The sequence below is a fragment of the Corallococcus sp. AB011P genome, assembly GCF_003611605.1.
Taxonomy (GTDB): Bacteria; Myxococcota; Myxococcia; order Myxococcales; family Myxococcaceae; genus Corallococcus; species Corallococcus coralloides.
On record NZ_RAVX01000010.1, the window covers coordinates 154321 to 167814 of the forward strand.

The 13494-nt window shown below is 67.9% G+C and carries 12 protein-coding genes; 5 read left to right on the forward strand and 7 right to left on the reverse strand.

Annotated features, from left to right (window positions below):
* Nucleotides 1-86: 86 nt before the first annotated feature.
* The gene (locus tag D7X30_RS24660) at nt 87-1577 is read right to left on the reverse strand and encodes a long-chain fatty acid--CoA ligase (protein ID WP_120565406.1); all 1491 of its coding nucleotides are present in this window, start codon (nt 1575-1577) and stop codon (nt 87-89) included.
* Between the two features lie 202 nt (nt 1578-1779).
* Between D7X30_RS24660 and D7X30_RS24665 the strand changes: the two genes are divergently transcribed.
* Nucleotides 1780-2943, forward strand: coding sequence for an AAA family ATPase (locus tag D7X30_RS24665; RefSeq protein WP_199724539.1), 1164 nt, complete (start codon nt 1780-1782; stop codon nt 2941-2943).
* Nucleotides 2940-3533, forward strand: coding sequence for a DUF4276 family protein (locus tag D7X30_RS24670; RefSeq protein ID WP_120565408.1), 594 nt, complete (start codon nt 2940-2942; stop codon nt 3531-3533). Before D7X30_RS24665 ends, D7X30_RS24670 begins: the two co-directional genes overlap by 4 nt.
* A 52-nt stretch (nt 3534-3585) precedes the next feature.
* Here D7X30_RS24670 and D7X30_RS24675 read toward each other — a convergent pair whose 3' ends face one another.
* From D7X30_RS24675 to D7X30_RS24695, 5 genes are all read right to left on the reverse strand, one after another.
* The gene (locus tag D7X30_RS24675) at nt 3586-5586 is read right to left on the reverse strand and encodes a triacylglycerol lipase (RefSeq protein WP_120565409.1); all 2001 of its coding nucleotides are present in this window, start codon (nt 5584-5586) and stop codon (nt 3586-3588) included.
* A gap of 130 nt (nt 5587-5716) precedes the next feature.
* Nucleotides 5717-6772, reverse strand: a complete 1056-nt coding sequence (locus D7X30_RS24680) for an alpha/beta hydrolase (RefSeq protein ID WP_120565410.1) — start codon at nt 6770-6772, stop codon at nt 5717-5719.
* A 45-nt stretch (nt 6773-6817) separates the two neighbouring features.
* Nucleotides 6818-8374, reverse strand: coding sequence for a long-chain fatty acid--CoA ligase (locus D7X30_RS24685; RefSeq protein WP_120565411.1), 1557 nt, complete (start codon nt 8372-8374; stop codon nt 6818-6820).
* A 42-nt stretch (nt 8375-8416) separates the two neighbouring features.
* On the reverse strand, nt 8417-9412 hold the full coding sequence (locus D7X30_RS24690; RefSeq protein WP_120565412.1) for a 3-oxoacyl-ACP synthase III family protein: 996 nt from the start codon (nt 9410-9412) through the stop codon (nt 8417-8419).
* A gap of 9 nt (nt 9413-9421) precedes the next feature.
* Nucleotides 9422-10150, reverse strand: a complete 729-nt coding sequence (locus D7X30_RS24695; protein ID WP_120565413.1) for a TetR/AcrR family transcriptional regulator — start codon at nt 10148-10150, stop codon at nt 9422-9424.
* A 346-nt stretch (nt 10151-10496) separates the two neighbouring features.
* Here D7X30_RS24695 and D7X30_RS24700 point away from each other — a divergent pair, with 346 nt between their 5' ends.
* The 3 genes from D7X30_RS24700 to D7X30_RS24710 all read left to right on the forward strand — a co-directional run bounded on the left by D7X30_RS24700 (nt 10497) and on the right by D7X30_RS24710 (nt 13086).
* A complete protein-coding gene (locus D7X30_RS24700; protein WP_014400605.1) occupies nt 10497-10967 on the forward strand; it encodes an Lrp/AsnC family transcriptional regulator in 471 nt (156 codons plus the stop codon).
* Between the two features lie 2 nt (nt 10968-10969).
* Nucleotides 10970-12187, forward strand: a complete 1218-nt coding sequence (locus tag D7X30_RS24705; RefSeq protein ID WP_120565510.1) for a PLP-dependent aminotransferase family protein — start codon at nt 10970-10972, stop codon at nt 12185-12187.
* 152 nt (nt 12188-12339) lie between these two features.
* Nucleotides 12340-13086, forward strand: a complete 747-nt coding sequence (locus D7X30_RS24710; protein WP_120565414.1) for an SDR family oxidoreductase — start codon at nt 12340-12342, stop codon at nt 13084-13086.
* A 28-nt stretch (nt 13087-13114) separates the two neighbouring features.
* Here D7X30_RS24710 and D7X30_RS24715 read toward each other — a convergent pair whose 3' ends face one another.
* Nucleotides 13115-13474, reverse strand: coding sequence for a helix-turn-helix domain-containing protein (locus D7X30_RS24715; RefSeq protein WP_120565415.1), 360 nt, complete (start codon nt 13472-13474; stop codon nt 13115-13117).
* Nucleotides 13475-13494 lie beyond the last annotated feature (20 nt).

The following is a 13494-nucleotide window of genomic DNA, read 5'->3' on the forward strand; positions in this document are numbered from 1 at the left end:
TCCAGGGGGCTACGGGCCCATGACGAAATATTACGGACGCAGGTCCGGCGGCACATCCCAGGGGGACGGCCGCAACGAACGGAAATTCAGGGCTCGCCGTGCAGCCGGGTGAGCGCCCGCCGGTCCACCTTGCCCGCCGGGGTGCGAGGCAGGGCCTCCAGCAGCCGCAGCGTCCGGGGCAGCTTGTAACGGGCAAGCCGGCCCGAGCAGAAGGCCGTGAGCGCCTCCAGGGTGGGGGCCGCACCGGGCCGGGGGACGACGAGGGCGCGTGGGACTTCGCCCCACTTGGGGTCGGGGACGCCGATGACGGCGACCTCGGCGACGTCGGGGTGGCCGGCGAGGACGCTCTCGACCTCGGAGGGGTGGATGTTCTCGCCGCCGGAGATGATGAGGTCCTTGGCGCGGCCCTCGATGCGGAAGAGACCGTCGGCATCGCGGGAGGCCAGGTCGCCGGTGTGGAGCCAGCCGTCCACGAAGGCGCGGGCGGTCTCCTCCGGGCGGCGCCAGTAGCCGGCGCACAGGTGGGGGCCGCGAAGGAGCAGCTCGCCCACGTCACCGGGGCGCTGTTCACCGTCGATGCGCGCTTCGACGTGGAAGAGGGGCACGCCGACGAAGCCCGGGTGCGAGCGCATGACGGCGTCGGGGAGGAAGAAGTTGTTGGGGCCGCCCTCGGTGAGGCCATAGCCGGTGCGGAAGGAGATGCCGCGAGCGAAGAAGCGCTCGAAGACGGGGGCGGGACAGGGCGCACCGCCGCTGATGAGCAGCTTGAGGCGGGAGAAGTCCACGGCCTCGAAGCGAGGATGCCGCTGCATCTCGATGAACATGGTGGGCACGCCGAACACGAGGTTCACGGAGCCCGAGTGGATGAGGTCGAAGCACTGCGCCACGTCGAAGGCACGGCACACGACGGAGGCACCGCCCGCGTACACCAGGGGCAGCGTGAAGACGTTGAGGCCGCCGGTGTGGAACAGGGGCGCGTTGAGCAGCGCCACGTCGTCCTGGGTGAGGCCCCAACTGACGACGGTGTTCACGGCATTGGCGGTGAGCGAGCCATGCGTAAGCACGGCGGACTTCGGAAGCCCGGTGCTCCCGCCGGTGGAGCACAGCACCCAGGGAGCATCCGCCTCCAGTTCGATGGAGGGCAGCGCGCCGGTCAGTTCGTCACGGGAGGAAAAGAGCGGATCCGTCAGGCAGATCCAATGCGCATGGTGCCGGGGGCGCAAGGCGTCCGCTTGAGCGCGGAACTCCGGCCCGAAGCAGACGACGGAGGGGGCGACATCGGAGAGCAGGCCGTGGAGTTCCTCCACGCCCAGGCGCCAGTTGAGCGGCTGGAGCACGGCGCCCAGCTTGGCGCAGGCGAACACGAGGTCCAGCGTCTCCACGCCGTTGTAGGCGAGCACCGCGACGCGGTCCCCCAGGCCCACGCCCAGGTCACGAAGCAGCAGCGCGGTCCGGTGGGCGGAGTCATTCCACTCCGCCCACGAGACGCGCCGCCCACCCCGGAGCGAATCAACGAGCGCCGTGCGCTCCGGGGCGAGCGAAGCCCGCCGGGCCAGCCAGTCGTGGACGATGGGCATTGCGGCTCCAGGCTAGACCACGATGCGATTCCTGCATCGGATTCTGGCTACTCGATCTGGTACCAGATCTACCCCTCCCACGAAGCTACTGGCACGATGCAGCGCCTGCCGCACTGCTGGAGATCGTCAGATGCCTTCCGCCGAGAGTCCCGGGCCGTCCCCTGCCAGTCCACCTGGGCGTCGGGCTCCCCTGCTTTCGCGCGTGACCCTGCGCGACTTCCGCAGCATCGAGGCTTGCGACGTCGCCCTCGGGCCACTCACCTTCCTCGTAGGCCCGAATGGTTCCGGCAAGAGCAACTTCCTTGATGCCCTTAGGTTCGTCACGGACGCCTTACGAACCTCCTTGGAACAGGCAATTCGAAGCCGGCAGGGGATTCACCACATCGTGCGCCGCGCAGTACCGGCCTCCATGCAATTCGGAATCCGCCTCGACTTTCATCTGCCCGAAGGCACGAGCGGCCATTATTCCTTCAGCCTTGGCAGCCAGCTTTTCGGGGGCTACTTCGTGCAGGAGGAGGAATGTTCCGTTGGAGAAGCCAGCTACCGCGTTTTCGACGGAGAGCTGGTCGTCAAGCCTTCCCCAGTAGCCCCTCCTGCATCACATGACCGTCTCTACCTGACCAACGCAGCAGGCCTCATCGAGTTCCGCCCCGTCTTCGATGCATTGTCGAACATGGGATTCTACAACCTCAATCCGGATCAGCTTCGTGCACTTCAGCCTCCCGACAAGGGGGAGTTCTTGATCCGTGACGGCTCCAATCTCCCAAGTGTCCTGGGGCGCATGGAGAAGCGCGCCGACGACACTACAACTCAGCGCATTGAGGAGTATCTCCGAGCCATCGTGCCAAACTTGAGGGGAGTGGAATCGTCTCCCGTCGGCCACATGGAAACCATTCAGTTCCATCAGCACGTCGAGGGTGATGACGAAGCCTGGGAGTTCCCGGCCGTCGACATGTCAGATGGGACACTCCGAGCGCTGGGTATTCTCGTCGCGCTGTTTCAGCCCCGGACCGAACCGCGGATCCACCTCGTGGGTATCGAGGAGCCTGAGGTCGCACTCCATCCAGCGGCCGCAGGCGTCCTGCGTGACGCGCTCCGAGATGCATCTCAGTACGCCCAAATTATTGTCACAAGTCACAGCCCGGAGCTGCTGGATGATCCCAGCATCCAAGCGGACGAGATTCTCTCGGTGGTGTCGGACCGCGGCCGCAGCATCATCGCACCAGTGGATGCGGAGACCCGGTCCGCACTCAAGGACCGGCTCTACACCGCGGGCGAGCTGCTGAAGGCCAACCAATTGTCTCCGGACAGGAAGGCGATCCCCCAGGCGGATCAGCTCAAGCTCTGGGAGCACGGCAACGAATGAAGCTGGGGCTCATCGTCGAGGGACACGGTGAAGTCATCGCCGCGCCCATCCTCGTGAGGCGCCTGACGCAGTGGTTGGCGCCCGCGGTTCATCCGGAAGTCCTCCTTCCCCATCGCATTCCACGAGGTCAGCTCGTCAAGGAAGACGGACTGCGCCGGGCCATCGAGCTGACGGCCCGGAAGGTGGGCGATACAGGCCGCATCCTCGTCCTACTGGATGCAGACAAGGACCTGCCCTGTGTGCTCGGGCCACGGCTCCTGGCCTGGGCACGAGCACAGCGCGCCAACCGGATCATCTCCGTGGTCGTTGCGCAGTGTGAATACGAAGCGTGGTTCCTCGCAGCAGCCGAGTCCTTGAGCAGCCAGCGAGGCCTTCCTGCCTCGCTGCGGGCTCCATCCGAACCAGAGAGCATCCGCGACGCCAAGGGCTGGCTCGGCAACCACATGCCCAGCGGCTACAGCGAAACCATCGACCAGCCCGCCCTGACCAGCGTCTTCGACCTCGAAGCCGCTCGCCGAGCGGACTCCTTCGACAAGCTCGTCCGGGACATGGGCACCCTGCTGAACGTCCCCGTCCCGCCGCGGCCCTGACCCGCGAAGCACGGGCGCGCCAAAACGCGCCCGTGCTCCTCACGTCACGCCATCAATCCCGCGAAACGAAGTGCGCGGAGATCTTGTTCCACACCGCCGGGGTGATGCCCATGCTCAGGTGGTCATAGGCCATGCCCTCCTGCTTCGCGTCGGCGGCCTTCTTCGTGGACGTCCAGCCCTGGGTGAGCTGGGTCATCGCCGCGATGCTCGCCTCGAAGAGCACGCCGTCGCTGCGCAGCGCGGACGTGGTGGACGTCATGCCGTCCGTCTCGAACGGGGTCGCCCCGCCCGCCGTGCCGTACAGCACATAGAGCGACGGCAGGCGCGAATCCAGGCCGTGCTCCGCCAGGCGCGTGATGAACTTGCCGCCCATCTCCATGGCCGCGGCCATGCCCAGGCCGTCCATGATGCGGTACTTGCCGTAGCCCAGCGAGTCGGTCGCCTCCACGTTCAGGTTGCTCGTGTAGAGGCGTGCCGCGTGGTACGCGAAGCACGGCGAGCCCACCGGGTCGAACGCCGTCGTGCGGCACACGCGGTGGTCGCTGGACGCCATGTAGCCCGCGGCGAAGAACGGGTTGTACGGGTTGTAGATGAGCTTCGTGTCCAGCCAGGGGAAGTAGCGGTTCTCGTCCGGATCGATGTTGTCCCACGCGGACGCGCTGCGGTCCGGAATCGGGTACGTGCCACGCAGGTCATACGCCGCCTGCAGCTGGCCCGGGTACGCCGTCACGTACTTGCCGCTGTCGTTCACCGCGCCGAAGAGGCTCATGTTGTAGTCGTCGAACTTGAACGACGACGCGGACAGCCCCTGGTTCGTGTTCAGCGTCTGCAGCGTGCTGCTGGACACCGGCGTGCCCGTGCTGGACAGGCCCGTGATGTTCGACAGGTAGATGCGGCGGAAGTAGTCCGTCCACACGCCGCCGGAACCCGCGCACACGCTCTCCGCGTAGGGGTTCTTGAACCAGGGCACGTCGTACCCGAACGTCACGCACTGGAACGCGGAGAAGTACGTCCACGGCATCGGGCCACGGCCCACCGGCGCGTTGGAGGCCGTGCTCGCGATGGTCAGCGTGTGGATGGGGTGGCGGAAGTTCAGGTCGATGCCCTTGTGCGGGCCGGACAACGGCACGTACACGCGCACCGAGTCGTCATACGCCGGCACCTGCGACGCCTGCTCCTTGGCCAGACGCTCGAAGAAACGCGTCGTGCTGAAGCCGCCCCACGTGGCCGCGTTCTCCAGCCAGGGGTCCACCGCCAGCACGCCCTTGCTCCACGCCACCACGTCCACCCGCGCCACGCCCGGGTGCAGCGCCTTCACGCGCTGCACGGCGTTGGCCACGTGGATGGCGTGGTTGAAGTTGTCGCCGTGGAACGAGCCGAACGTCACCGCGTACACGCAGCGGTTCTTCGACTCCAGGTCCTGCACCATGCCCGTCAGCTGCGCCGCGCCGCCGTAGGTGCCGCCCGAACCGTTGTTGCCGTTGGGGAACAACCACACGTTCGCGTCCTGGATGGCGCCGTGCACCAGCAGCGTCGGCGTCTTGTTGACGTCGCAGGTGCGCGCCGCGGTGGCCCGCCCCTTGTGTAGCAGGACGAAGCGCGCCTCCGGCTTGGTGGGGCCGGGCGTGGGGCAGGCAGCCCCAGTCGACGAGGTGGCACAGCTGTTCCCGTAGTAGAGGTTGAACGCGTCCACCAGCTGCTGGTTCAGCGAACCGAAGTACGTCTTCAGCGGGTAGTCGCTGGACTGGAACGTGTCGTAGTTCCGCAGCTTCAGCGTGCGCGGGTTGTAGTACTCCGTGCGGAAGCGCTGCTTGCCTTCCAGCAACTCAATCTGACCCCAGGACCACGAGGGCGGCGTCAGCGTGCCCACCACGCGATAGGGGGTGGTGAAGTTGGTGGGGATGGCGTCGAAGTACGGGGCCAGGTCCGCGTCCAGCGGAGCCTCGGCCGTGGCGACGGACTCCTGCGCCTGGGGTGCTTCCGCGGGCGGTTCTGCCCCGCAACCTGCCATCAGCAATGCGGCCGTGAGCGACAAACTCCAGTTGCTTCGCATGCGGACCTCCGGTTGGGTGAAGGGTGCGGCGACAGCGGACTTCGACTGAGAGTGGACGCACGGGACACACGACGCCCCCCAGGGTCTCCCCGGAAAGGGCCTCGCGTGCCTTACCGCGCGTCAGGAACGCCTAGCGGGCGTGCTCCTGCAGGAACGGGACGAGCAGGTCGTGGAACTCCTTCGTCTTCTCCAGGTGCGGGCTGTGGCCCGTGTCCTGGAGGACGACCTCGCGGTAGCGGCCGCCGTTGGCCGCGTAGCGCTCCATCACCTTGCGCATCTGCGACACCATGGGCTGCGGCGGGTACTGGGCATCCCCGGGCCAGCCGGGCACCGCGCCCAGCTTGCCCAGGAAGCCGAAGTCGAACAGTGACGTGTCGGAAACGATGGCGTCGTCCGCGCCGCGGATCCACAGCACGTCCGGCCCCTTCGTCAGCGCCGCGAAGGAGGAGGTGTTGTAGTAGGCCGGCGCCATGGCGTTGTTCATGCCCGTGGTGCCCGGCGCCACACCCGGCCAGTTCGTCGACGTGGAGAAGTTGCCCGGGTACAGCTCGTCCGACACGTGCGTGTCCAGCACGGAGTCCAGGAGCATCTCCTCGTCCGGGTGGCGGAACGGCGGCTTCACGTAGCAGCCGTTCATCACGTTGCGCGGCGACGTCTGCGACTCCGTGGAGCGGTCCTTCGTCTTCAGCCGCTGCACGAAGTCCGGGTTGGCCGTACCGCCGCCGGAGCCCGCGAAGTCCGCCCAGCACGGCGTGCCGTCCGCGTCCTTCGTGCCACCGAAGCCGTAGGGAGACAGCGGCGCCTCCACCACCAGCCCGGCCACGCGCTCCGGGTGGTCGATGGACAGCTGCATCACGATGCCCGCGCCCGCCGAGTGCGCCACGAACACCGCGCGCTTCAGCGACAGCGTGTCCATCAGCGCCACCAGGTCATCCGCGAAGTCGCGCATGCCGCGCGTCGCGTCGATGGTCTTCGCCTCCGTGTGCCCGTAGCCGCGCATGTCCGGCGCGATGCCCCGGAAGCCCTCGGGCAGCGTCTTCATCAGCGACTCGAAGAACGCGGACGAGGAACAGTTGCCGTGCACGAAGATGACGGGAAAGCCGTCCTCGCCCACCAGCCGCGCGCGCACCCGGAGCCGCTGCGTGGGGATGTCCCGGATCTCGACCTTCCTGGATGTATCAGCCATGTGCGCGCTCCTGGTTGCGTTGCTTGAGAGAGGAAAATCCGTGCGTCACGAAGCGGCCCGCGCGTCAGCGGCGATGGCCGCCTCGCGCAGCTCGCGCTTGAGAATCTTCCCGGCCGGGGACACCGGCAGGGACTTCACCAGCTCCACCCGCTTGGGGACCTTGAAGCGTGCCACCCGGCCCTTGAGGTGCTCGAGCAGCGCCTCCGCCGAGGCCTCGGCCCCAGGCTTGAGCACCACGTAGGCGCGGCCCGCCTCGCCCCACTTCGCGTCCGGCACACCCACCACCGCGCACTGCTGCACGGCGGGGTGCTCGTAGAGGACGGACTCCAGCTCCAGCGGGTACACGTTCTCTCCGCCGGAGATGAACATGTCCTTCTTGCGGCCCGCGATGGTGAAGAAGCCATCCGCGTCCACGCGCGCCAGGTCCCCGGTGTGGAACCAGCCGTCCGCGCTGATGGCCTCCTTCGTGGCGGCGTCGTCCTCGAAGTAGCCGGAGCACATGGAGGGCCCCTTCAGCACCAGCTCCCCCACCCCGCCCACGGGCACCACGTGGCCGGCGTCGTCCACCAGCTTCGCGTCGATGAAGTAGTTGGGCCGGCCAATGGAGCCCGCCTTGGACACCGCGAACTCCGGCCCCATGCTGAAGATGCCCGGGCCGAACTCCGTCATGCCGAAGCCCTGCTTGAAGGGCACCGGGTGCACCGCCTGCCACGCCTGGAGCAGCGGCACCGGCAGGGGCGCCCCACCGCTGGTCACGAAGCGCACGGAGGAGAAGTCCGTCCCCTTCCAGCGCGGCGAATCCATCAACTGCTGGTACTGCGTGGGCACCGCGAAGAAGAGCGTCACCTTCTCCTTCGCCACCAGGCCCAGCATCTCGTCCGGGTCCCACCGGCGCATCAGCACCACGGTGCCACCCGCGGTGAGCAGGGGCAGCGTGTAGACGAGCAGCCCGCCCGTGTGGAACAGCGGCGTGTGCGTCACCGTCACGTCGCCCTGACGGATTTCATGCACCAGCGTGTTGAGCGTGTTCCACGCCACCATGCGGTACGAAATCTTCGCGCCCTTGGACCGGCCGGTCGTGCCGCCGGTGAAGAGCAGGCAGAGGATGTCCTCCTCGCTCACCGCGTCGTTCGTCACGGGAGCGGCGGGCGCGTACGCCATGGCCTTCTCGTACGGATCCGCACCCGGCAGGCCCTGCGCTTCCAGCGACACCAGGCGCAGGCCGTCACCCACGTGCTCGCGCACCTGGGCCACCGCGTCCTTGAAGTCGTCCCCGAACAGCAGCACGCGCGGGCGGATGGCGCGCACGCCCTCCGTCAGCTCCGCCGCGTGCAGCCGCCAGTTGTAGGGCACGAAGACGGCGCCCAGCTTCCCGCACGCGAACAGCGTGTCCAGGTACTCCACGCCGTTGTGCGCGACGATGGCCACCCGGTCGCCACGCTGCACGCCCGCCACGTCCCGCAGCCAGCCCGCGAGCGCGTTGGCGCGCGCGTTCATCTGCCGGTAGGTGAAGCGGCCCGCGTCCTTGCGGGCCACGTCCACCACGGCCACCGCGTCCGGCCAGTAGAGGGCACCCCGCCCCATCCAGTCCCCGATGAACATGCGAAGAACTCCTGTCTGAATGAGGCGGGGTATGGGGGGGGACTAAGCCGTCCAGCGGTAGAGGGCGGACGCCATGGCGAGGCCACCGCCACTGGCGCAGAAGGCGACCAGGTCGCCCTTCTTCACCTTGCCCTGCAGCACCGCGTCGTCCAGCGTCATGGGGATGCAGGCGGAGCCCGTGTAACCCCACTTGTCCATCGTGTAGTGCGCCTTCTCCATGGGCTGGTTCAGCGCCTTCATCGTGGCTTCGATGGTGCGCAGGTTCAGCTGCGTGAAGACGAACAGCTTCACGTCGTCCAGCGTCTGGTCCGCGCGCTTGAGCAGCGTGTCCAGCAGGATGGGCCAGCGCTCGGTGTTGAACGTGGAGGGGAACTTGCGCACGAACTGCACCGCGGGCTTGCCGTCCGTCAGCGCCAGCGTCTCCGCCGTGGCGGGCCGGTTCGTGCCGCCCGTGTAGATGCCCAGCGCGTCGTGGTACTCGCCGTTGGCGAGCAGCTTCGCGCCCAGGAAGCCCGGCTTGTCGGACGCGCCCAGCACCACCGCGCCCGCGCCGTCCGCGAACAGCGTGCAGGTCTTCTTGTCCTTCCAGTTCACGTACCGGGTCATCCCGTAGGCGCCCACCACCAGGATGCGCTGGTAGCTGTCGTCCGCGGAGATCGTCTTCGACGCCACGTCCAGCGCCGTCACCCAGCCCGCGCACGCGGCGTTGATGTCGTACGTGCCCGCGTTCACCGCGCCCAGCTTGGCCTGCACCACGGACGACGTGCCGGGGCTCAGGTAGTCCGGCGTGTCACTGGCCACGAGCACCAGGTCCAGGTCCTTGGGGTCCACCTTCGCGCGGGCCAGCGCCTCCTTCGCGGCGGCCACGGCCAGGTCGCTGGTGGCCTGATTGTCCGCCATCACGTGGCGCTGCTTGATGCCCACGTTCTGCTGGAGCCACTCGTCCACCTTCTCGCCCAGGATCTTCTCCACGTCGGCGTTGGTGAGGAGCTTCTCGGGGACGTAGCGGCCGGTGGACAGGATGTTCGCGTAACGCATGACGGTGTTTCAGCTCCGGGGACCGCGTGACGGACGGCGGGGGGACGGCTTCGACTTCGAGGGGGTGGGCTTCGACGACTTCGCTGCTGCCTTCGAGGGGGGGACAGCCTGCAGATGGGTGCGCGCGGCGCCCGCGTCCGGGGGCAGGCCGTGGGACAGCAGCGTCATCGCCGTGTCGAGCACGCGCTCCAGGCCCATGTCCTCCTCCCAGAGCACCCAGCGCATGCCCAGGAAGTCGCCAATGCCCATCAGGCAGTAGGCGAGCGCCTCCGGATCCATGCGGCGCACCTCGCCAGCCTCCATGGCCAGCGTGAGACCGCGCACGTAGCCCTTGGCGAAGCGGTCGTAGTAGCGGCGGTAGCAGTCCGCGTCCACGAACTCCGCCTGCCGCACCACGCGGTAGAGGTTGGGGTGCTGGCGCACGAACTCGAAGAAGGCGCGCAGGCCCTCGCGCTCCACTTCCAGGCGCGTGGTGCACGCGGCCGTGGACTCCGCGATGAGGCGGCGCAGGCGCGCGCCCAGCTCGTCCACCACCTCCACGAAGATGGACTGCTTGTCCGGGAAGTACACGTAGAAGGTGCCCAGCGCGACGCTGGCCTTGCGCGTGAGGTCCGCGATGGACGCGCGCTCGTAGCCCTTGTCGCCGAACACCGCCTCCGCTGCCTTCAACAACTTCTGCCGCGTCCGCTGACCGCGCGGCGTGACGGGGACGCGTTCTGAAGTTGAAGGGCGATTCATCTTTCAGGACGGGTAGCACCCGGCCGACCGCCCTGTCAAAAGCGGATGGATGGCTCCTTGCGTCAAAGACAGACACGGACGCGAGGCGTCAAGCACTTCGCGGGACCTCCCCGGACCGTGAGCGGGGAAGTGTCCACCGCGCCCACTCCTCCCCAAGGGAGGACTGCCGCCAGGCCCGCGCGGCACCACCTTCCGCCTGACTGCCTGGAGACTCGGGAGGTCGGGTAGGAGACCTTTCGCCGTCATCAATCCTTTTGCGTGCAAACGGACTTGCACTCCATGGCGAATGCATATAACTTCACCGTCGACTGCCAAGGGCACTTATAAAAATAAGGTTTTACACCCCATGGACGCCCTGGATTATCGCATCGTCGACATGCTTCAGCGCGATGGCCGGGCCACGCAACTGGAGCTGTCACGTGGGGTGAAGTTGTCCCAGCCGGCGGTGGCGGAGCGCATCCGCAAGCTGGAGGAGAAGGGCATCATCACCGGCTACACGGCGCGCGTGGACGCGACGCAGCTGGGGAAGGACATCACCGCCTTCATCGGGGTGAGCATCGAGCACCCCAAGCACTTCGAGGGCTTCGCGCGGAAGGTGGCGGAGCTGCCGGACGTGCTGGAGGCCCACCGGGTCGCGGGGCAGGACTCGTACGTATTGAAGGTGAAGACCGCGAATACGCGGACGCTGGACTCGCTGCTCGTGGAGACGCTGCGCACCATTCCAGGTGTGACCCGCACGAGCACCACCATCGTCCTGTCGACCTTGAAGGAAGACACGCACGTGCGTGTCCCCGATGAGCTGTTGAACGGAGAATGAACATGAGCGCGGACGCTATGAGTGCCCCCCTGCCCCCTCCTCCGGCCTACCGGCTGTCCCAGCGCATGTCCCGGATGAAGACGTCCGCGGTGCGCGAAATCCTCAAGATCGCCGAGCGCCCGGACATCCTCTCCTTCGCCGGTGGCCTGCCCGCCCCGGAGCTCTTCCCCGTGGACGTCATCGCGAAGGCGTTCGAGGAGACCTTCGCCCGGGAGGGGCGCCCCGCGCTCCAGTACAGCACCACGGAGGGCTTCGCCCCCTTGCGCGAGTGGATCGCCGGGCACCTGACCCGCAAGGGCCAGCACGTCCACGCGGACCAGGTGCTCATCACCAGCGGCTCGCAGCAGGGCCTGGACCTGGTGGGGAAGATCCTGCTCGACCCGGGCGACCTGATGGTGGTGGAGGACCCCAGCTACCTGGCGGCGCTCCAGACCTTCGGCGGCTACGAGGTGGAGTTCGCCACCGTGCGCAGCGACGACGCCGGCATGGACACGGACGACCTGGCGGCCCTGCTGAAGAAGCGCGTGCCGAAGCTGCTCTACGTCATCCCCAACTTCCAGAACCCCAAGGGCACCACCCTGTCGCTGGAGCGCCGCAAGGCCCTGGTGCGGCTGGCCCAGGAGCACCGCTTCGTCATCCTGGAGGACGACCCGTACGGCGAGCTGCGCTTCAAGGGCGTGCACCTGCCGTCGCTGGCGTCGCTGGATGACCAGGGCGTGGTGCTGTCCCTGTCCACCTTCTCCAAGACGCTGGCCCCCGGCCTGCGCCTGGGCTGGGTGACGGGGCCTCGCCCGCTGCTCAAGTCGCTGACCATCGCGAAGCAGGCCACGGACCTGCACACCGCCACGCTCGCGCAGCGGGCCACCGCGCGGCTGCTGGAGACGTTCGACTACGCGGGCCACATCCAGGCGCTGATGCCCGTCTACGCCGAGCGCGCCAACGCGATGCTGTCCGCGCTGGAGACCCACATGCCCCAGGGCACGAAGTGGACCCGGCCGGACGGCGGCATGTTCCTCTGGGTGGAGCTGCCCCAGGGCCTGGACGCGGCCACGCTGCTGCCCCGCGCCGTCGAGCAGAAGGTCGCCTTCGTCCCCGGCGCGCCCTTCTTCGCCAACGACCAGAAGCCCCAGTTCATGCGCCTGAACTACTCCAACCGCCCGCCCGACCTCATCGCCGAGGGCATGCGCCGGCTGGGCTCCGTCATCGCTGACGCGCTGTAGCCGTCCCCCGCGTCCCCAACGCACCGCGTCGGGGGTCCGGGCCTCATGAGAAGTTGAAGCTTGATTCAGGTTTCAGCCTCCGCGGCGCTGGCCAGCGCCCGCGCGGTGTGCGTACCCTGCGCGCGTTTTTTCCAGACGCCCAGGAGAGGCACATGCAGCTGAAGGACCTGAAGATCATCGTCACCGGCGGCGCGCAGGGCATGGGCGCGCACTTCGCGCAGCGCATCCACGAGGCGGGCGGCCAGGTGGCCGTTGGCGACGTCAACGAAGAGAAGCTCGCGGCGCTGCCGGCGGGCATCCACCGCCGCAAGCTGGACGTGTCCAACGAGCAGGACGTCATGGACTTCGTGCAGTGGGCCCACGGCGCCATGGGCGGCCTCAACGGCCTCATCAACAACGCGGGCATCCTGCGCGACGCGCTGCTCGTGAAGAAGGACCGCACCACCGGGCAGATCAAGAAGCTGTCCACGGCGGACTGGAACGCCGTCATCGGTGTGAACCTCACCGGCGCCACGCTGATGGTGCGCGAGGTCGTCACCAAGATGGTGGAGACGGACCAGCGCCCCGGCGTCATCGTGAACATGTCGTCCATCGCGCGGCACGGCAACCGCGGCCAGTCCAACTACGTGTCCGCCAAGGCCGCGCTCGCCGCGAACACCGTCACCTGGTCGCGCGAGTTCGCGCCGTTCGGCATCCGCGTGGGCGCCATCGCCCCGGGCATGATCGAGACGCCCATGACGCAGGGCATGAACCAGAAGGCCCGCGACGCGCTGGTGGCCGCCATCCCGGTGGGCCGCATCGGCGAGCCGGAGGACATCTGGCAGGCCGTGAAGTTCATCGTGGAGTGCGACTACTTCAACGGCCGCACCATCGACGTGGACGGCGGTCACAACTTCTAGGCCGTCCGCAGCACCCGCGCCCCGGACCTCAGGCGCTCTTGCGCTTCCGGGGCGCGGCCCGCGTGGGCTTCACGTCCACCCAGCGCTCCGCCCACTTGCCCAGCTCGTCGATGACCTTCCAGAACGCCTGACCCTTCTCCGTCAGCCGGTACTCGGAGCGGATGGGCGGGCCCGGGTCCACGTGGCGCTCGAGGATGCCTTCGGCCTCCAGGTCCTTGAGCCGCTCCGACAGGACGCGCTCGCTGATGGTTCCGATGCGCTCCGTCAGCTCCCCGAAGCGGCATGGCCCATCCATCAGGATGCGCAGGATGACGCCCGTCCAGCGCCGGCCCAGCAGGTCGGCCGCCGCCAGGAACCGCGAGCACAGCGGGCTCAGGTCGTCATGCATCGTGCCACCTCCACTCCGAA